Below are 20,785 nucleotides of genomic sequence, written 5' to 3'. Positions count from 1 at the left end.
AGAGGTCCCATAAAAATGAACGAGCAAATGAACAGCTTAGTTCCCATGGTAGTTGAACAAACGGGAATTGGGGAAAGGTCATACGATATATTTTCTAGACTACTCAAAGATAGAATTGTCTTTGTAGATGGTCAGATTCATGATGAAAATGCAGACCTAGTTGTAGCTCAGCTATTATTTCTTGAGTCACAAGATCCTGAAAAGGATATTAGCTTATATATCAATTCACCTGGAGGTTCCGTTACTGCTGGTTTGGCTATCTATGATACCATGCAATACATTAAACCTGACGTACAGACTATCTGCATTGGTCAGGCAGCCAGTATGGGAGCTCTATTGCTAGCTGGAGGGGCTCCTGGTAAGCGATTAGCCCTCCCCTCTTCCAGAATCTTGATTCACCAGCCATGGGGTGGTGCACAGGGTCAAGCAAGGGATATAGATATTCATGCACGTGAAATTGTAAGATTAAAGAAACTCAGCATTGATATTTTTGCCAGTCATACAGGGCGAAACGCTGAAGAAGTAGCTAAAGATATGGAAAGAGATTATTTCATGTCAGCTTCAGAAGGTGTAGAATACGGTATCATTGATAAAGTATACAATAATAAGGATAAAGAATGGCAAGGACGAGAGGAAGCGAAGTAAAAGTTTGTTCCTTCTGTGGTAAGGGAAGTGATCTTGTTAAAAGACTCATTGCCGGACCTGGTGTCTATATTTGCGACGAATGTATTGATGTCTGCAAAAAGATTCTAGACGAAGAAGGCGATGTTCTTGATGATGAGTTCCTGGATGAAGTTCCTTTACCAAAGGAAATCAAAGAGTACCTAGATCAATATGTCGTTGGTCAGGATGATGCTAAGCGAGTTCTTTCAGTTGCTGTTTATAATCACTATAAAAGAATTGCCCAGAAAGATTCCATCAAAGAAGATGTAGAACTTGAAAAAGCAAATGTCCTTATACTGAGAGGAACAGGAACAGGTAAAACTCTCCTGGCTAAGACTTTGGCACGTAAGCTCAAAGTCCCCTTTGCTATTGCTGATGCCACAACACTCACGGAAGCCGGTTATGTTGGAGAGGATGTAGAAAACATCCTTCTTAAGTTAATTCAGGCCTCTGGTAATAATATTGCCGCTGCAGAACGGGGTATTATCTATATTGATGAAATCGATAAGATAGCCCGTAAAGGTGAAAACGTCAGTATTACACGTGATGTTTCCGGTGAAGGTGTTCAGCAAGCTCTTCTTAAGATTATTGAAGGAACTGAAGCATCAGTACCTCCCCAGGGAGGAAGAAAACATCCTAATCAGGAAATGCTCAAGATCAGTACGGCTAATATTTTGATTATTGCTGGTGGAGCTTTTGTTGGTCTTGATAAGATCATAGAGAGACGTGTAGCTCAACAACCTATGGGTTTTGGGGCACAGCTTAATGACAAAGCCTCTACAGAGGCAGAAGAGCTTTATAAGCATCTTCATCCCGATGATCTTGTACGATTCGGATTGATCCCTGAATTTATAGGTCGTTTACCTATCCATGTTTCCTTGAATCAATTGGATAAGGATGCCTTAAAGAAAATCATTACAGAGCCTAAGAATTCTGTATTACGACAATATCAGGCCAGTTTGGCTATTGACGGTGTTGACCTTGTTTTTGAAGCAGCAGCGATTGATGCCATTGCAGAAAAAGCAATTAAACAACGAACCGGTGCTAGAGGTATCAGGTCTATTGTTGAAAACGCCATGATCGATGTCATGTTTGAGATTCCTTCTATTGAAGGCAAAAAGAAAGTAGTTGTCACAAAAGAAGTAATCGAAGATGGTGAAAATCCAGTAGTTCTTACAGATCCTGAAGAAATGAATAAACCTTGGAATAGAGAACTACATGAAATTACCGATCAATTCTCTGCGTAAGAAAGAACGCATGGAGCTCCCTCTCATACCTATGAGGGAGCTTATTATTTTTCCCCATATGGTAAGTCCCTTCTTTGTAGGAAGGGATATTTCTAAAAAAGCTATAGAAGAAGCTATGGCTGCAGATCGTAAGATCCTTTTAGTACCCCAAAAATCTGGCAGTGATCATCCTGATGCTGAGGATGTACATAAAATAGGTGTTCAAGCCCATATTATGCAGATCCTTAAGTTACCTGATGGATCTATTCGTGTCTTAGCGGAAGCAAAGCAAAGGGTTACCCTTAAAAAGTCCTTTGAAAAGAAGGGTATATTCCGTGCCCAGGTAGAGACACTTGACTTAGCCCCTTCAGTTACCCAGGAAATGGCTAGCCGTATGCAGGCCGTTCATAATTCTTTTCAAAAATACCTCAAAACGGGTAAGAAAGTATCACGTAATAACATAGATGCTATTAAGAAAGCAGAAACTCCGGATAAGCTTGTTGACCTTATAACTGGGGCTGTTGATTTCAAACTAGACAAAAAACTTGATCTACTTTTGGAAATTGATACAGCCAAACGTTTAGAAAACCTGGCCATAACCCTGGAAGTGGAAAATGAAGTTAAGGCTCTCCAGAATGATATTGATCAAAGAGTCAAAAAACGGATTGAACAGACACAGAAGGAGTATTTCCTTAATGAGCAAATGAAGGAAATACAAAAAGAATTAGGTAATGGGGATTCAGACCCTTCAGGATCAAAAGAACTCTTAGCAGAAATCGAGGCTAAGAACTTACCTGAGGAAGTCAAAGAAAAAGCCCTGAAAGAAGCTAAACGATTAGGCAGATTACAGCCTATGGCTCCTGAAGCGGGTATTCTACGAACCTATTTGGAATGGATCGTAGATTTACCATGGACAGAGATTAGCGCTGAAAATAAAGATATTATTAAAGCAGAAAAGATCCTTAATGCGGATCATTATGATATGCAGAAAGCAAAAGAAAGGATTTTAGACTTTATAGCTGTGCGTCAGTTAAAAGAAACAACTAAAGGTCCCATTCTTTGCCTTGTAGGCCCTCCCGGTACTGGTAAAACCAGTTTAGGACGATCTATTGCCCGGTCCTTGGGTCGTGAATTTATACGAATCAGTTTAGGTGGCGTGAGGGATGAAGCAGAAATACGGGGACATCGTAAAACCTATATTGGAGCTCTCCCTGGTAAGATCATTCAGTCAATGAAAAAAGCCGCCACGATTAATCCTGTCTTTTTACTAGATGAGATTGATAAGATGAGTTCTGATTTCCGTGGTGATCCGGCAGCGGCCCTTTTGGAAGTGTTGGATCCAGAACAAAATGCAACCTTCATGGATCATTATCTGGAAGTGAACTATGACCTCAGTAAGGTTATGTTCGTAACGACAGCCAATAGCTTACACCCTATTCCTCGACCACTCTTGGATAGAATGGAAATCATCCAGATACCAGGCTATACAGAGTTTGAGAAAGCTGAAATAGCCAAACAATTTATTATTCAAAAGCAACAAAAAGAGAACGGTCTCGATAAAGGCATCTTGAGCTTTGATGATGAAGCCATTCGTTATATTATACAACACTATACGATGGAATCGGGAGTTCGTAATCTGGAACGTCGGATTAGTCAGGTTATGCGTAAGATTGCCCGGAAAGCTCTGGAAGAGGGAACGCAGATATTACAGGAAGAACGGATAAAAAGTTCCTATGAGTATCATACCTATCCTACTCCCTTTAAATATCCCTTCAATCTCGGTGGGTTCCGTTATCATGTCCAGATCAAGGATGTCATAGAGTTCCTGGGGCCTCCACCAAAACGCAGTGAAGTAAAACAGGAATTACGTCCCGGTCTGGCCTATGGTTTAGCCTGGACAGAAGTGGGAGGAACAGTCCTTCCAGTTGAAGTTAGTCTATTAAAGGGAAAAGGGAACTTAATTCTCACAGGATCTTTAGGTGACGTTATGAAGGAAAGTGCTCAAATTGCTCTGTCCTTCTTAAGATCCCATGGAGAAGCCTTAGGTATTGATCCCGATTTCTATGAAAAAAATGATATCCATATTCACTTTCCTGAAGGAGCTATTCCTAAAGATGGGCCCAGTGCTGGTATAACAATGACCTGTGCCCTCACCAGTGCTCTTACTGGTAAGAATGTCAAAAAAGATATCGCCATGACCGGGGAAGTGACCTTAACCGACAGACTGTTACCTATAGGTGGCGTCAAGGAAAAGGTTCTTGCTGCTCATAGAAATCATTTTACTGAAGTTCTACTTCCTCAGGAAAATGAACAGGATTTGGATGAGCTGCCTATGGAAGTCCGTAGAGGTATGACTTTTCAATTCACTGATTCTGTACAGGAAGCATTGAAAATATTATTTTCAGAATCCTCTTGACCCTAAATGATTTGCCATTAAAATGGAAAACACATAAAAACGGAGGATGGTTATGATTGGAGATTTAAAGGGACGATCCCTGTTTTCCCTCAAAGACTATAGTGCCGAAGATATCAGGTTACTACTTAACTTGGCTCATAAAGTTAAACATGAAAAACACAATGGTGAAGTTCATAGCCGCTTTCTAGGTAAATCCTTGGCCATTTTATTTGAAAAGACATCCACAAGAACAAGAGCATCCTTTGAAACAGCTTTTGGAGAAGAAGGTGGACATCCTGTATTCCTGGGTAAGAATGATATACAATTAGGTGGTAAGGAAACCCTTGAAGATACAGCTCGTGTCTTAGGTAGGATGTTTGATGCCATTGCCTTTCGCGGCTTCAAAGATTCTACAGTACAGACTTTGATAAAGTACGCTGGTGTACCTGTTTATAACGGCTTAACCGATACTTACCATCCAACACAAATACTAGCAGACTTGTTGACCTTAGAAGAGGTTAGCGGTCAGCTTCAAGGTCATAAAATGGTATATCTCGGTGATGGACGTAATAATATGGCTAATTCCCTTATGATTGGTTGTGCCAAAATGGGTGTTAACTTTACTATTGCGGCACCAAAGGAATTACAACCAGATCCCGGATTGGTTGAATACTGCCAAAAAGAAGCGGAAGAAGCTTTTGTAAAATTAGTCATAACAGATGATCCCCTGGAAGCGGTAAAAGGGGCTGATGCCCTTTATACAGACGTATGGGCCAGTATGGGGGAAGAAGCATCAAAACAAGAAAGGATTAAACTCTTACGTCCTTATCAAGTTAATAGTGAGCTTTTAAAAAATACTGGCAAAGATAGCACCATATTCCTCCACTGTTTACCAGCAGAACGGGATTATGAAGTAACAGCTGATGTTATTGATGGTGCTCAATCAAGAGTGTGGGATCAAGCGGAAAATCGCAAACATACAATAAAAGCTTTGATGCTTGCGACTCTTTAAGTTTTTTCTTGAATTGACTTTAAACCCTGTCCTATAATGTAGGGTGTAGAAGGAGGCTAGAACCTGTGAAACTGAAGTACTTTCTGATATTATTTATATTGGTTATGAGTGTATTCCCTATATCCTCTCAGGAAAACCAAGGTGCACCCAGCTATTTTGCTAAGACTTATCTAATTTACAAGATATATCCCCATAAAGAAGGATATAAGGTGGTCTATATGCAGAGAGGATTTGACACAAAGACTATCTATATTCCTGTAAATTGGTTCTATGGAGCTGGTTCAAAGGCTGAAATTCTGTACGGACAAGATTCTTCACTTCCCTATATGCAAGTGTATTGGGAGAATGGTGAGTTCAGTCATGTTAGATTGTTTGTTAATTCAGATATCAGTGATAAATCCTGGGGATCCTTACAAAACCCGGAGAACCTGGATGGAACTTTTACTAATGAAACTCTAGAATTTTAGACAGAAAAAAATTATATTTTTGCTGTCCTAGCTAGACCTGGATAAGGATCTAGCTTTTTTTTTGCTATAGAAGGAACGATAATGGAACTGAACGAAGTTATAGATATATTAACCAAGAATGACAAATTCATCATTATTGGGCATGAAGAACCTGATGGTGATTGTTTAGGTTCTCAGTTGGGAATGGCCTATTTTTTAAGAAGATTAGGCAAGCAGGCATTGGTGTATAGTCCCGGCCCTTTTAAAAGAAATGAAATAGCTTTCTTGGCAGGCCAGTTTGAACAGGATATCCCACCAACAGAGAAGCTAAACAATCCTCTAGCAGTTGTTATGGACTGTTCGACAGCCGATAGAACAGGGCAACTGGCCAATCAAATAGCGGGCCTACCCACTTTGGTCATCGACCATCATACCTCTGGACATCCTTTTGGTGATTATAGATATATCGATTCCACTTGTCCGGCGACTACCATTCTTGTTCATCGTATTATTAAAGCGATGGGAGAAGAAGTATCCCAACAGGAAGCAGAACTTCTTTACCTGGGGTTATGTACAGATACGGGCTTCTATAGACATTTAGAATCTGGACAATCAGAGGCTTTCCAAGTATCAGCCGATTTAGTGGCTGCAGGAGCAAACCCTAAAAAAACCTTTGCCAAGATGTATTCAGGAAAATCTTTTGGTAGTCAGAAACTCATTGGCCGCCTTTTAGGACGAATGGAATCCTACTATGAGGGCCAGGTGGTAGTCACTTATGAAGATGCTAGCGACCGTTTTGAACTAGATATTCAAAATCGAGATTCTGACTCACTCTATCAAATGCTTCAGGCCATAGATGATGTGGAAGCCATCATTCTCATTAGAGAGGATACGATCTACAATGGCTCTGTGGGATTACGCTCTAGAACAACCGTAGATATGGGTGAAATGGCTAAGATATTTGGTGGTGGCGGACATAAAAGAGCGGCAGGATTCGCCTATGAAGGTAAGCGTGATGATATAAAAGCACAGCTTATTCAGCTTTTTAAGAAACCGGAATTCAGATTACCGCCTAAGGAATAATCTCTTTTTATTTACATTTTTTATTTTTTTACTCTTTTTTGTTAATAATTGGTGAAGCTTTCTTCTTGATTTGCCGGTTTTATAAGCATGATATAAAAGGAGAATAAAAAATGTTATTAACAGAAAAAGTACTGCTGTCCCAAAAAGAAGGAAAAGTATCTACAGAATTGATCAACGTAATATTGGGGAAAACTTATTCTTTCCTGGTCAATGTCAAACGTGGCGATCCTGATCTTATTGGGGACTTTATCCTTTACTTCCATGACAAAATTCCTAATATGGTACTACGCTTTATTGATAGGGGCATTCTTTTTGAAAACTATCTCTATACGACCATTAATTATCGTTTCAGAACGTTTCAGAAGGAAGAAAAGAATCGCCTAAGGGATAATGAAATAGGGATGGTCGCTGAACAGGAAGTAGCCTACAACACGGACTTCAAAAAGGAACCAGCCCTTCAATATAGTCAGCTGCCTTCTCAATGGGAGATCAATGACAAGGGATGTTTAACTAATCATCTGCTAAAAAAAAGACTACTTATTTTACTAGTAAAAAATGCCTACTTTATCAAAGATTATCATATTAAAGGTTATGCCCTATTATTGGGACAAACAGAAAAAGAATTATTTGATTTTATAGAACCAGTCCGTAAAGAACTAACTGACGAATATAATGAACAACCCTTCTTTCCAAGACGTAATAAGGTACTGATTAAACTCAAGCAATTAGAAGCTGAGAAGGAAGATGATAATGCAAAACAAATAAAAAAGCTCATGGCAAAATTAGATAGCATTAATCAACGGATTAAGGACTATAGCCCTACCCCTTCTCATCGTAGAATAGCCGAAGTTATTGGTCTACCCAAAGGGAGCGTAGACTCCTCACTATTTTATCTCAGGAAAGAGATAGAAAAGTCTTTTCCTGATGATCAAAACAGCCTATTCTGTTAGGCATGACAATATTTTTAGCTACAAATAATCAACACAAAGCAGATGAGATTAGACAAATTTTTAAAGAGCATCAGATCATCACACCTCGAGATAAGGGCATTGATATTGATCCAGAAGAAACTGGTTCAACATTTATAGAAAATGCTCTTATCAAAGCCAAAGCCTTTTTTGATATAACAGGAATCCCCACCTTAGCTGATGATTCAGGAATCGTTGTGGATTACCTCAAAGGAGCTCCCGGTATCTATTCAGCTCGTTTTGGTAATGAAAATGGCTTAAAATTGACTGATCCCCAGAGAAATGAGTATCTTCTAAGCAAGATGGGTAAGACTGAGAACCGTAAGGCACATTATGTTTGCAATATGGTTTATTACAAAGGTTTTGATAACTACTATAGTGTTCAGGAAACTTTTCATGGACAAATCATTAGTGAACCTGCAGGCACAGGCGGTTTTGGTTATGATCCTATATTCTACCTTCCCCATCTTGAAAAAACGGCTGCAGAACTATCGGCTGAAGAAAAGAATCTTATTAGCCACCGGGGAAAAGCTGTGAGAAAAATATTTCAAATGATTTCAGGAGAACAAAATGGCTAAATCACGCTCAGAAATACCCGCTACAGATAAGTGGAATCTGGATAAACTATACACATCTGATGAGCAATGGGAAAAGGATCTTAAAACCCTAGAATCTTATGGAGAAAAGATCTCCGCTTTAAAAGGGAACTTTGCTCCAGATCTTCCTACATTAAAGAAAAACCTAGAATTTATGACTCAAATAGACTTACTGGATGAACGTCTGGGTTATTATGCCCATTTACGTCAAACAGAAGACTTGTCAAATGACAGCTCTAATGACCGCTTTGCAAGATATGTTAGAGTGGCCACCATCATTGGCAGTGCTTCCAGTTATATAACCCCTGAGATCCAATTGATACCACAAGACAAAGTTGAAGAGTATTTAACGGCTCCCGCCCTAAAGGACTATTGGGTTTTTCTTAAGAAGATTACCCGTTACAAACCCCATGTTCTTAGTGATGCAGAAGAGAAGCTATTGGCCCTTCAATCTGAAGCGAACCAGACTCCTCAAAAAGCTTTTGCACAACTCACGAATGTTGATCTTAGTTTTGGCTCTGTCAAAACAGAAGAAGGAGAAAAAGAACTTACACAAAGTACCTATTCTCTTTTTATGGAAAATAAAGACAATGCAGTTAGGGAGGAAGCTTTTCACAAATTCTATGATACATTTGAAGGTCATCAGAATGTTCTTACCAGTTTATTGGAAGGAAGTTATCAACAAGATATCTATAAAGCTAAAGTAAGAAACTATCCTTCTGCATTGGAAATGAGCCTATTCCGGGATGATGTCCCCACTTCTGTATATGACACACTTATTGAAAGAGTCCATCATCACCTTCCCCTACTCCACTCCTATTATGAACTAAGAGGGAAACTTCTTGGCAAAGAAAAGATGGATCACTGGGATGCTTATGTAAGCCTTGTTGACGATGTTGAACTCAAACACAGCTATAACGAAGCCGTATCCGTGATAAAAGAAGCTGTTGCCCCTTTAGGGACGGAATACCAGCAAACACTTGAAGAAGGATTACTTGGAGGCTGGGTAGATAAATATGAAAACAAGGGAAAACGTTCTGGTGCCTTCTCAGCAGGAAGTTATGTAGGAGATCCCTATATATTAATTAACTATCAGGATGAGGTTATTCGAAGCCTCTTTACCCTCGCCCATGAAGCGGGCCACTCCATGCATAGTTGGTATTCCGTAAGAAATAACCCCTTTCCTCAATATAACTACACAATCTTCGAGGCTGAAGTAGCGTCTACAGTGAATGAACAACTCTTGGCAGCCCATTTATTGAAAACACATAATGATCCCCAAATTCGTACTTATATTATTGGTAAACAAATCGATGATTTTATTGCCACCATATTTAGACAGACCATGTTTGCGGAGTTTGAATACAAAGCTCATAAAATGATGGAAGAAGGAAAACCCCTTACACCACAGTCTCTTAGAAAGACTTATCGTAAGTTGCTAGAACAATATTTTGGTCCCAAAGTTAATCTAGATGAGAAAAGTGATTTAGAAGCCCTGCGGATTCCTCACTTCTATAATGCTTTCTATGTCTATAAATACGCAACCGGACTCTCATCGGCTATCACCATTAGTCAAAATATTCTAACAGAAGGGGAATCAGCGACCTCTAAATATCTTAACTTTCTTAAATCAGGAGGAAGTGAATTCCCTCTAGATTCCTTGTTAAAAGCTGGCGTTGATCTGAGAACACCCGGTGTTATTGATAAAGCTATGACTCAATTTGACTCCCTACTAAAGGAGTTCAAAGAGCTGCTTAGTTAAATAGATAAATATATTGACAAGATCTTCCGATTTCGGTATGTTAGCAGAGCATTTTATGCGGTCGTGGTGAAATTGGTAGACACGCTAGCTTGAGGGGCTAGTGGACATTGCGTCCGTGCTGGTTCAAGTCCAGTCGACCGCAATTAAAGCATCATCTTAGGATGATGCTTTTTTTTTAATCTAAACCATATTCGAGTATTTTTTTGTTTACCCAACTCTTTAGATTCGCACACTATAAGAAGTGAGAGGAAAGACGATTTCACAACAAAAGCCTTTTGAGGATGGAAATCTTATATAACCAGCCAGTTGTTCCTCTACTAAGTTATGGACTATCGTTAATCCCATATTAAAACTAGCTTCTATCGCTTGACCTTCAGGAAAACCAACACCATTATCACGATAAAATATTTTCAATCTTTTATTTGTATAGTCTATGCTACCAGTGATTAATATATGACCATCACGCCCCTCTGGAAAAGCATACTTCAATGAGTTGATGATCAGTTCATTGATAACCAAGCCCATTGGGACGGCATAATCAACGAGAACGTAAACCCCACTCATATCAACTGTATACGTAAGATGACCATGATCATAACTCATCCCATAAACAAGAGGATCAATAACATCACGAATATACTCACCTAGATTCACATTGGTTAGATTCTCTGATTCATAGAGCTTATGATGAACCAGGGAAATAGATTCAATTTTAGACCTTAGTTTCATCAATAATTCTGTCACTTCAGCGCTATCATAGCGCCCATTATAGAGCATCATTAGGCTGGATATGACCTGCATATTATTCTTAGTCCGATGATATAGTTCCCGAAGCAAAGTCTCTTTTTCTTTAACCGATTGCTGGAGATCAACTTCTCTTTGCTCTATTTTCTTGACCATCTGTCCAAAATTGTCATTCAAAATATTAAACTCATCGTAAGTAGCTAATTGTACCTGCTCATAAATTCCTTTCGTAGCCAGTTGCATTTTATCAATCAGATTATCTAATGGTTTAAAAGATTTGCTAACCAAATAGATATTCATTCCCCCCCAGAAAATAACTATACACAGTAATATGCCCAGGTATATGAAATATAATTTTTCTAATTCACCAACCAAGTGTTTATACGACCGAAATACCAAAACATAGAAACCACTTTTAGGGACTGGATTCACATTAACTAATCCTTTTGTACCTTTATAATACTCTACCCCTGTACCAAATTGGCCTTGCTTCGCCGATTTAAAGGTATTCATATAACCAAGATTAACTGTGGGATCTCCATTGAGTCTTTCAGTTCGAGCTATCACTTCTCCACGACTTTCTAGAATAGCTATAAACTCTTCATTAAAATTGAGCTTTATGTTAACAAATTTATTTAATTCACTTAGTTTAAAAAAAGCGGCGACCACCCCGTTATCTGTCTTAGTTGATAAAGCGATCGTGGGAAGGCCACTCTGATAGGAGATAAAAGAATCAGACCAATAAACATCTCCCTTCTTTTTTGAATTTACATAGAAAGTTTGTAATGATAAATCCGCCCCAATAAAATCATCATTCTTAGGCCAGATATTCTCCACTATCCCATGAGAGTTCATATAAAATATATTCTCAAAACTAGGAATTATTTCGAGAATATTCCCTATATAATTATCCAGAATAGCTCCCCCATCGGGATACAGGTCAATTTTTTGTTCTATTTCTTGTAAATTCCCTTCAGGATTATCAAAGAAATTATCTACATTCTGACTTATTATTGCCGCAACACTAGACATTTCGTTATGGATTCTTTGTGTATAAAGGCGATTGAATAAAGTGAATAGAAAAGAAGCAGAAAACACAGTAATAAAGGAGAATAGAATATAGGTTAAAACGATATGTCCTTTAAAACTTCTATGAAATATTTGCATCAACTATTTTATAATAATAGACTTAAAATCATCATGCAACAAAAGTCTTTTTTATTTTATTTTGTATTAACAATAACTCTTTCTAGTTGTTCACAGGAAGTTCTGAACATTGGCTACCTGGGAAGCTTAACTGGTAAGTATGGGACTATTATGATACCAAATAAAAATGGAGCGATATTAGCGGTAGAAGAATTAAATGCACGGGGAAAGGATAAGGTAAATTTAATAGTCGCAGATAATCAAAGTCAAGTCGATTTAACCATTGAAGCCATGGAAGAGCTCCATAACAAGGGATGTCAAACAATCATACTGGCGACATCAAGTGAAGCCTATAGTTATAGTGAAAAGTACATGGATGAACATAATATACTAGTCATTTCTCCTGTTATATCTTCAGATGAGTTCTCTAATAAAGATGATAATTTTTTTAGATTGACCAATGGAACCTCCCGCTATGGTGAAGTTTTAGGACAATATATAGAGGATCAAAATTATCAGTATCTCACTATTGTTCGCAATATAAACAATTTGTCCTATTCTAATATGCTTATAAAAGGGTTTGATATTTATGATGATATAGACATCAATATCATAAACTTTGATTCTTTTAAGGAAACATCCTATAAAAAAATAGCGACTCAAATCATTGATTCAAAGCCACAAATTATTTTACTGATAACAGTGCCTTTTGATGCTGCCATGATATGTCAACAACTGTATCAACATGACATTCCCATATTGTTATCCTCCTTTGCTGTAACCCAGGACTTGATACAAAACGGCGGTAGAGCTGTTGAAGATACAGTTTTTTTCCTGGAACAGGCTTTCGAAGACGATACGGATTATCTCCAATTCAAAGACAAATATTATAATAGATTTGGAAGTGAGGCTACCTATCAGAGTCTCAAAAGCTATGATGCCGTCAATATTCTGTATAGTGCATATAAGAGTGCAAAAAGCCCAGATATAGAAGCAATAAAAGCAGAGCTATTAGAAGGAAAAAATCTAAAAGGCTATATATCTGAATATCACTTTAATCAGTTTGGTGACTACGATTCTGTTTTAATTCCACATACAATTAAAAATGGGAAGATCGTCAAACTTGATTAATAGTTTCTGAAAGCCCACCAACCCGGAGGTGGCTGGTGGGCATATTATAGCAAGGAACAAAATCTTTGCTTATCTTTGAACCCGGCCGGATCCGTCTCCCCCTGCTAAAGCCAAGACATCGTCCTTAGTTACCAGGTTAAAATCACCTAAAATAGAATGTTTTAAACAACTAGCTGCCACAGCAAACTCTAGAGCTTCCTGATGTGTTGGCAAGCTTATTAGACCATATATGAGACCAGCGGCAAAGGAATCCCCGCCCCCTACTCTGTCTATTATATTGTGAATTTCGTATTTCTTACTGACTATAAAATCAGATCGATTGTTAAAAGAAGCAGCCCAATTATTATGATTAGCAGAGAGACTCTCTCGCATAGTAATGGCAATAGAACTAACGTTTGGATAAGTCTCTAGAACTTTACTGGATAGCTTCTTAAAGTGTTCTGTTGATAATTCTCCTGCTGTTACATCAATATCTTCCATCTCAATACCAAGGGATTTCTGACAATCCTCTTCATTGGCAATGATAACATCAACATGTTTTACCAGTTCCGTCATAACTTCTGTAGCAGATTTACCATATAACCATAATTTTTTTCGATAGTTGAGATCCAAAGAAACCTTAATACCTCTTTTTTGAGCTTCTTTGACAGCATACAGGGATAAATCTGCGGCACTTTGTGAAATGGCAGGTGTAATGCCTGATATATGAAACCACTGAGCGTCTTTAAAGACATTGTCCCAGTTAAAATCTTCAATAACAGCTTCAGAGATAGAAGATCCGGCTCTGTCATATACGACTTTACTAGGTCTCTGGTTCGCACCAGCTTCCAGAAAATATATACCTAATCGCTTCCCTTGACGTAGGATGGAACTAGTATCGACCCCATAGCGTCTTAACTCACCAATACAAGCATCACCAATAAGATTAGCTGGTATGGCAGAAACGAATTTCCCTTCCAGGCCAAAATTGCTGACAGAAACAGCCACATTAGCTTCTCCTCCACCGAAGGTTGCCTCTAGGCTACTTTCCTGAAATAATTTAAGATTATCAGCACTTTTTAATCTGAGCATTATCTCGCCCATGGTAACAACTTTACTCACTTTGAAGGTCTCCTTGACTAATGTTTCGTAAATATCATTCTATTAGGGAGTTTTATCTTCATGAAGAGCCAGTTTTTAAAGTTATTGACGATTTTTGCTTTTATTGGTTGACCAGGACAAAAAGTGTTTATAAAAATAATTAACGATTATGAGTAAAACGAATTTGTTTCGAAGAAGAAAACTATCTACAACAGCCTTAAAGGGTGAAAAGAAACTCCGACGCCTTTGGAATCGACAAGATACACGATCCCTACAGAACTTACTTCTGCTAACCATTCATACAGAACAAGAAGGCTTATACCATCTTAATCTCATTAAAGATCATATCAAATCTTTATATAGAGAAATTCTTGAAGGCTTTGGGGAATATTCTTTTCTCGATTTAACACCCTTTGAAATGGCTCTTCTCATATGGGAAATGCCTCAAATCAATATTCAGGATCTAATGACCGAAATAAGCCCCTATCTGGATTCTTCCGAGTTATTTCGTATCAGCTGGCATATCGAGACCAAACAAGATAAAATTCATAATTATCTATTTGCTTCCAAAAGACTCACTATACCAGAAGTATCCGCTTCAACGGTGAGCTTTTTTTATCCGTTGGAAACAGAACAACGCATTATTGACTATATTACAACAGCTAAATCAGAAGCTCCTTCCCTGGTTCATAACATCTTGGACAAAAACCGTAAGTTAGGCCTGAATACTCAAGAATGGGACAATTTATTTACTGCTTTAATAAGAACCTATAAACGTATCTTCATGCAGTTGAATAAATCAGAATCCTATTACTTTGAACAAAACGAAAGCCTTGGTGAATACTTTCAATATGGAAGCCGTCTAGAACAGGTCGATAAAGCAGTTGAATTAACTAAAAAGATAGTGGACAAGATTAAAGACTCAGGAGATTTTCAGGAAGAGAGCTTTAATATCAAATTAGTACAATACATTAAGGATAATTATCAGGATCCTAATCTAGCTCTTATAGATATAGCAGATAATTTTAAGCTATCGCCCACCTATATTAGTAGAATATTTAAAGAACACGCTGGAAGAAACTTCAAGGATCTGCTCAGTCTTGAACGGGTGAGAGCCTGTAAAGATATCATTCAGGCAGATCCAACAATCAAATTGAATGTCCTAACAACTAAATCAGGCTTTAATAATTCTGCTACTCTCATTAGAACTTTTAAAAAATATACAGGTATTTCACCTGGAAAATATGCGGAACAATTCAAATAAGGATAATCAATGGACATAATAATCTTATTAAGCGGTATCATAACCGTACTTATTGCTATAGTACTGGGAGTATTTATACTCTACTTTGGATTTACCGTATTTGGTAAATTCAATAGAAACATTAATGAAAAAGAATGTCTTTTAGATAACAACATTGCCGTAGCGATAGTATCAGGAGCAATGATTTTCTCAATTGGGTATATATTTAAAAGCTCCTTAATCCCTCTTGTTCAATCATTGTTCCGCATAGCTTTCCACCCATCAAGCAGCTATAAAACACTATTGATTCAAATCATCATCATTCTTATCCAATTTGGGATAACCCTATTTATATCCATACTATCCCTATGGTTAGGACTTAAGGTCTTCACCGCTTTAACAAGAGACATAGATGAGTTTGAAGAAATAAAGAACAACAATATTGCTATTGCAATCCTAATGGGTGTGGTCATCATTACTCTGGCCTTATTCATAGAAGAAGGGATAGATAAGTTGTTGCAGGTGCTAATGTACCAACCGGGAATTCAAAACCAATCTCTTACTCCCTTTGGATAGACTGCTATGGCATTAAAAGGCAAAAATATAACTATCATTCTTTGTATCATTACTGTATTTCTATACTCCTTGTTAAAGTACGGATACAACGGCCGGGATCTTTATACCTATAGAGATTACAGCGAAAGCCTTGATAACTATATCGATAGATACCCTGATTACGAAAGTTCAGCTATCACAGCCCACAAACAAGGATGGCCATCTTTTTACAAGGACTGGTCCACTTATTGGCATGTGAAAGAAGATCAATTACAACAGGATATTGAGAGAATGGATTCTTTCATCACAAAAGATCTCTATACAAAAGGTTTGCCTTATACAACAACAGCAAAAGGAAGAGAGACCGTCTTTGCCGGTGTATTCAAATCCTTGTGGGAATGGGATGAACCTTATCTAGGAAATATAGCAGAAGCTTTTCTATGGTTTAAGGAAAAAAACAATCTCACAGATAGACAAATGGCCCTATTAGTAATCAATTATGTTCAAAATATTCCCTATGAAATCCCCGAACGCCCTTTTGGCCTGGCTTCTCCAATAGAAGTTCTAACGAGGAATTATGGGGACTGTGATTCCAAATCGTTGTTAGCCTTTGTCATTCTAAGCCGACTCGGCTATGAATGTGTGATATACACTAGTTTCTTTTATAAACATGCCATGCTCGGTATTAACCTACCATCAACTGGCTATTATAAAACCTGGAAAATGACCAATTACTACTTTGTAGAGATGACTACACCCGGTTGGGATATTGGAGAAATATCAAAACAAACCCAGGATTTGGATCTATGGGATATTATAAATCTACAAGCCACCTATTGACAGTTAAGTATTAGTTAACCTAATATCAAATTAATGAATATTAATAGCAATCTGCAAACAGTTCCATTAATTGAAGCAGTAGCCGCAGCCGCAGCCATTACTCAGGCAAGCGGTAATTAGTGTTCACTATATAGTAAACAACAGCCGCAGGCCTTAAGGTTCTGCGGCTTTTTTTTAAGTCCAGATCCCACCTGTGGCTCTATAAGGAGTTACATCATGAGACGAGATATTGTGCATCCCGGTGCCGGGCAACTACGCTATGAGATCAGAGAAATAGTTGAATTTGCCAAAAAACTTGGCCAATGGGATATTTCCATCATATGGGAAAATATTGGAGATCCTATTGCAAAGGGAGAACAGATAGAGAGTTGGATCAAAGAGATAATCAGCAAACTAACTCTTCAGGATGACAGCTATGGCTATGTGGATACCCAAGGAATTCAGACAACGAGAGAGTTTCTGTCCCAGCAAGTGAATAAACGGGGTGGAGCACAGATCACTCCAAATGATATTATTTTCTTTAATGGCTTGGGAGATGCAGTTGCCAAATTATTTGGTTTTCTCAAAAGGGAAGCAAGAATTCTTGGGCCTTCCCCAGCTTATTCAACCTTATCCTCTGCTGAAGCGGCTCATTCTGGATATGCCCATCTCACTTATGATTTAGATCCTGATCAAGGTTGGCAACCAAATCTTAAGGACATAGAAAATAAAGTAAAATACAATGATGCTATAGCAGGTATTCTTCTTATCAATCCTGATAACCCGACCGGGGCTGTCTATCCTAAAGAGACCTTACTTCAGATAGTGGAAATCGCTCGTAAATACAATATCTTTATCATCTGCGATGAAACCTATGCTAATATCGTCTTCCCTTCGTATAGAACAGCAGCTCTTAGTGAAGTCATTGGTGAAGTACCGGGAATTGCATTACGTAGTCTATCAAAGGAAATCCCATGGCCAGGAGCTCGATGTGGATGGATAGAAGTATTCAACCAAGATAGTGATGATAACTTTTCTGAATACATAAACAGTCTACTCAATGCCAAACGCCTTGAGGTATGTTCCACATCCCTGCCCCAGAAAGCTATACCAGCCTTACTAGGACATCCTAATTATCCTGGACATTTAGAAAAGAGAGCCAAAGTCTTTGAAGATAGAGCCAAAGAAGCCTCTCAGATATTTGATAAGATTAACGGCATCAAAATGATTCAACCAAAGGGAGCTCTATATTTTACCATTGTCTTTGAAGAGGGAGTATTAAAGGACGGTCAATACCTTAGTATTCCTAATGATGATTTAAGAATATTCATTGAATCAAACATAAATAATCTGGAATGGGACAAACGTTTTGTCTATTACCTATTAGCACAACAAGGGATATGTGTAGTTCCCTTATCAGGTTTCGCAAGTCCTCTTAAGGGATTTAGAATGACGCTTCTTGAAGTGAATGATGGATTAAGAAGAGAGATATATCAAAAGGTTGGTATAGCCATTGAAGAATATCTCTCATCCCAATCCTAAAGCCTTTATTTTGTCATTGTTTTAACAGAGCCGTCTTGGTAACCTATCAAGGCGGTCTTAGCCATATGGCAGAACAAACCATGTTCTACTAGTCCGGGTATGTTATTCATGTACTGATCCATCTTGATAGGATCAATATCTTCACTCCAAAGAGCATCAGCAATAATGTTACCTGAATCAGATATGACAGGACCAGCTTTACCAGAACCTTCTCTTATGGTTACCTGGGCCTCTACCTCTTCTAATTTGTTGATCACAAATTGACGTGCTGCAGGTAAAATTTCAAGAGGTACTGGCACCGTGGAACCTAACGATTCTACTAGCTTGGACTCATCTCCAATAACAATAAAATGTTCAGCTGATGATTCAACAATCTTCTCAATCAGTTGAGCTGCTCCTGCTCCCTTAATTAAACACAATTGAGGATCAATAGCATCAGCCCCATCGATGGCGACATCAAGTTTCCCTTCGATTTCAGGACTATTTAGGGTGTAAACAGGAATGCCCGCCTGCTGGAGGGCAAATTCCGTCTGAAAACTAGTGGCCACTGGATAGATATCAGTTATTTCTCCTGCCTTTACTTTTTGAATTAAACGTTCTACTGCATACAGAGAAGTAGAACCTGTTCCCATTCCAATTTTCATTCCCGATTTTATGAATTGGTCAACAGCAGCATAACCAACATTTTGTTTCATTTTATTCACAGATCTATCCTAATAGTGGTAATAATCTTTCTTTACCGATGATTTTGAGAAAACTGGCTAAACGAGGGCCCTTTTCTTTACCCACAATCAAAAGGTAAAGTGTCTTAAACAATTCAACAGGTTCAATATTATTCTCATGAGCAATATCATAAATTCTATTATTTAAAGCCTTCTCATCCAGGGTATCCATTTCTTTATCAATAAGATCATAGACTGATTTGACAGCAGCAGTATGGTCTTCACTAATAGAAGGTGCTGGGTCAGTAGGTTTTCTAATAGAGAAACGAAAATCTTCAGGAGCAAAGTTCTTTACCCAATTCCAGGCACAAACCGCACGTCCTCGAAGAGACTCTTTTTGTGCTTCTGTTAGATCACCAAAGGAAGCGATGGTTCTCTCAATATCACCATCAAAGGTTTGAAGTTGATTAGTTAAGTGTCTGATTTGGACTTGAAAAGGCATTTCCTTTGGAACATCATGGGTCTGGCTTAACTCATAGATTCGGTCATTCTTTTCCTTCTTCTTTGCATTAGCAACATCAACACCAAAATAAATACGTTCACACTTATCGTAGTCTTCATATATCTTAAGAACATCCAGGTCAAAACTAATTGAGAACTCTGTATTAGGTCTGGTTCCAGCAAAAAGGAAACGACAGACTTCCGGAGTATAGACCTCTAATACATCCCTCAAAGATATAACTTCACCACTGGAAGAAGAGATCTTACCACCACGCCCTTTAATAGAAATAAAGTCATACTGGAATGTGACAGGAGCCTCCCCATCAAAGACCTTTACCACATTTCGACTGGTATCAAAAGATCCCCCTTCAGAATGATGATCCTTACCCGCTGGCTCAAAGTCCACATTTTCGTGTTTCCAACGCATAGGCCAATCAATACGCCAAGGAAGTTTTACAGCCTTAGTGTTCCGAAGATCAACAGTCTCTTTATGACCGCATTCACATTCATAACTTACCCCATAATCTCCATCATAGGCCGTTACCCTAGTCGTATCTCTATTACAGGAATTACAGAAGACACTCACAGGCATCCAGTCTGAAGGAAGAGGAGTGGTTCGGTGCTCATCCAGGGCCGCTCGAATCTCTTCTTTCTTTTGTAAGGCGATTTTAATACCTTCTGCGTATTTACTTGCTCGGTATTCATTGGCCTGGTATATATAATGAGGATCGATTCCTACTTTATGAAGCTGTGTTTCTAGTTCAATCTCATTAGCTCTTGCATAAGAATCAGCCACGCCAGTAGTGTCGGGAACCAAAGTAATAGGTTGACGCAGGTACTGTTCCAATTCAGCTGGCATATTTTTGGGAACTTTACGAAACACATCATAATCATCCCAGGAATAGACGAATTTGACCTGTTTTCCCAAACTTTGAAGAGCCCTAACAACCAGGTCCACACTCATGATTTCCCGGAAGTTACCAATATGGATAGTACCGGAAGGAGTAATTCCAGAGGCACAAACATAGATATCTTTCTCGCCCTTTTCCCGGACGATCTTTGCGGCATTAATATCCGCCCAATGCGATGATTTTGGTTTCATAATGGCCGATTATAGATATTTCATTAACCTTTGACAAGGCAAGGTGTTATACTGGTACCTAATTTTGCAAAAGCACTATATTTTTATAATACTTTAATCATATTGATAC

General features: G+C 38.3%; 18 protein-coding genes and 1 tRNA gene. 15 read left to right on the top strand and 4 right to left on the bottom strand.

Annotated features, from left to right (window positions below; genetic code table 11):
• Positions 1-15: 15 nt before the first annotated feature.
• The 10 genes from clpP (at position 16) to K345_RS0115735 (ending at position 10,293) form a co-directional block, all read left to right on the top strand.
• Positions 16-645, top strand: coding sequence for an ATP-dependent Clp endopeptidase proteolytic subunit ClpP (clpP, locus tag K345_RS0115780; protein WP_028974991.1), 630 nt, complete (start codon positions 16-18; stop codon positions 643-645).
• Complete coding sequence (gene clpX, locus K345_RS21440) at positions 618-1,910, top strand: ATP-dependent Clp protease ATP-binding subunit ClpX (protein ID WP_037572804.1); 1,293 nt, start codon at positions 618-620, stop codon at positions 1,908-1,910. The genes clpP and clpX overlap by 28 nt, the downstream gene beginning before the upstream one ends.
• Entirely contained in the window at positions 1,882-4,305 is a 2,424-nt protein-coding gene (lon, locus tag K345_RS0115770) for an endopeptidase La (RefSeq protein ID WP_028974990.1), read from the top strand. The genes clpX and lon overlap by 29 nt, the downstream gene beginning before the upstream one ends.
• Before the next feature lie 52 nt (positions 4,306-4,357).
• A complete protein-coding gene (gene argF / locus K345_RS0115765) occupies positions 4,358-5,296 on the top strand; it encodes an ornithine carbamoyltransferase (RefSeq protein WP_028974989.1) in 939 nt (312 codons plus the stop codon).
• A 65-nt stretch (positions 5,297-5,361) separates the two neighbouring features.
• Positions 5,362-5,763 carry a hypothetical protein gene (locus K345_RS22555; protein ID WP_053228388.1) on the top strand — a complete coding sequence of 134 codons (402 nt, stop codon included), beginning with the start codon at positions 5,362-5,364 and terminating at the stop codon, positions 5,761-5,763.
• A gap of 81 nt (positions 5,764-5,844) precedes the next feature.
• Positions 5,845-6,825, top strand: coding sequence for a DHH family phosphoesterase (locus tag K345_RS0115755; protein ID WP_037572801.1), 981 nt, complete (start codon positions 5,845-5,847; stop codon positions 6,823-6,825).
• A gap of 110 nt (positions 6,826-6,935) precedes the next feature.
• Entirely contained in the window at positions 6,936-7,775 is an 840-nt protein-coding gene (locus tag K345_RS0115750) for a hypothetical protein (RefSeq protein ID WP_028974987.1), read from the top strand.
• 2 nt (positions 7,776-7,777) lie between these two features.
• Complete coding sequence (rdgB, locus tag K345_RS0115745; protein WP_028974986.1) at positions 7,778-8,371, top strand: RdgB/HAM1 family non-canonical purine NTP pyrophosphatase; 594 nt, start codon at positions 7,778-7,780, stop codon at positions 8,369-8,371.
• A complete protein-coding gene (gene pepF / locus K345_RS0115740) occupies positions 8,364-10,151 on the top strand; it encodes an oligoendopeptidase F (RefSeq protein WP_028974985.1) in 1,788 nt (595 codons plus the stop codon). The genes rdgB and pepF overlap by 8 nt, the downstream gene beginning before the upstream one ends.
• 57 nt (positions 10,152-10,208) lie before the next feature.
• Positions 10,209-10,293: transfer RNA gene (locus K345_RS0115735), tRNA-Leu, on the top strand.
• Positions 10,294-10,370: 77 nt separating this feature from the next.
• Here the strand turns inward: K345_RS0115735 and K345_RS22550 are convergent.
• Complete coding sequence (locus K345_RS22550) at positions 10,371-12,062, bottom strand: histidine kinase dimerization/phosphoacceptor domain -containing protein (protein ID WP_083963809.1); 1,692 nt, start codon at positions 12,060-12,062, stop codon at positions 10,371-10,373.
• Between the two features lie 33 nt (positions 12,063-12,095).
• On the opposite strand from K345_RS22550, the gene K345_RS0115725 reads away from it, so the two are divergent.
• Positions 12,096-13,172, top strand: coding sequence for an ABC transporter substrate-binding protein (locus K345_RS0115725; protein ID WP_169714826.1), 1,077 nt, complete (start codon positions 12,096-12,098; stop codon positions 13,170-13,172).
• A gap of 69 nt (positions 13,173-13,241) precedes the next feature.
• On the opposite strand, the gene K345_RS0115720 is transcribed toward K345_RS0115725, so the two are convergent.
• Entirely contained in the window at positions 13,242-14,273 is a 1,032-nt protein-coding gene (locus K345_RS0115720; RefSeq protein WP_028974982.1) for a sugar kinase, read from the bottom strand.
• Between the two features lie 148 nt (positions 14,274-14,421).
• Here K345_RS0115720 and K345_RS0115715 point away from each other — a divergent pair, with 148 nt between their 5' ends.
• The 4 genes from K345_RS0115715 to K345_RS0115700 all read left to right on the top strand — a co-directional run bounded on the left by K345_RS0115715 (position 14,422) and on the right by K345_RS0115700 (position 18,411).
• Positions 14,422-15,516, top strand: coding sequence for a helix-turn-helix transcriptional regulator (locus K345_RS0115715; RefSeq protein ID WP_028974981.1), 1,095 nt, complete (start codon positions 14,422-14,424; stop codon positions 15,514-15,516).
• 9 nt (positions 15,517-15,525) lie between these two features.
• Complete coding sequence (locus K345_RS0115710; RefSeq protein ID WP_028974980.1) at positions 15,526-16,071, top strand: DUF350 domain-containing protein; 546 nt, start codon at positions 15,526-15,528, stop codon at positions 16,069-16,071.
• Positions 16,072-16,077: 6 nt separating this feature from the next.
• A complete protein-coding gene (locus K345_RS0115705) occupies positions 16,078-16,890 on the top strand; it encodes a hypothetical protein (RefSeq protein WP_028974979.1) in 813 nt (270 codons plus the stop codon).
• A gap of 216 nt (positions 16,891-17,106) precedes the next feature.
• Positions 17,107-18,411 (top strand): pyridoxal phosphate-dependent aminotransferase, encoded by a 1,305-nt coding sequence (locus tag K345_RS0115700; protein ID WP_028974978.1) that lies wholly within the window; start codon positions 17,107-17,109, stop codon positions 18,409-18,411.
• Positions 18,412-18,416: 5 nt separating this feature from the next.
• Here the strand turns inward: K345_RS0115700 and rpiA are convergent, their stop codons facing one another.
• Positions 18,417-19,106, bottom strand: coding sequence for a ribose-5-phosphate isomerase RpiA (rpiA, locus tag K345_RS0115695; RefSeq protein WP_028974977.1), 690 nt, complete (start codon positions 19,104-19,106; stop codon positions 18,417-18,419).
• A gap of 13 nt (positions 19,107-19,119) precedes the next feature.
• Positions 19,120-20,676: a lysine--tRNA ligase gene (gene lysS / locus K345_RS0115690; protein WP_028974976.1), complete on the bottom strand. Its 1,557-nt coding sequence runs from the start codon at positions 20,674-20,676 to the stop codon at positions 19,120-19,122.
• Positions 20,677-20,785 lie beyond the last annotated feature (109 nt).

Source organism: Spirochaeta cellobiosiphila DSM 17781 (assembly GCF_000426705.1).
GTDB lineage: Bacteria > Spirochaetota > Spirochaetia > DSM-17781 > DSM-17781 > Spirochaeta_E > Spirochaeta_E cellobiosiphila.
This window is presented reverse-complemented; position numbering and strand designations above follow the sequence as displayed.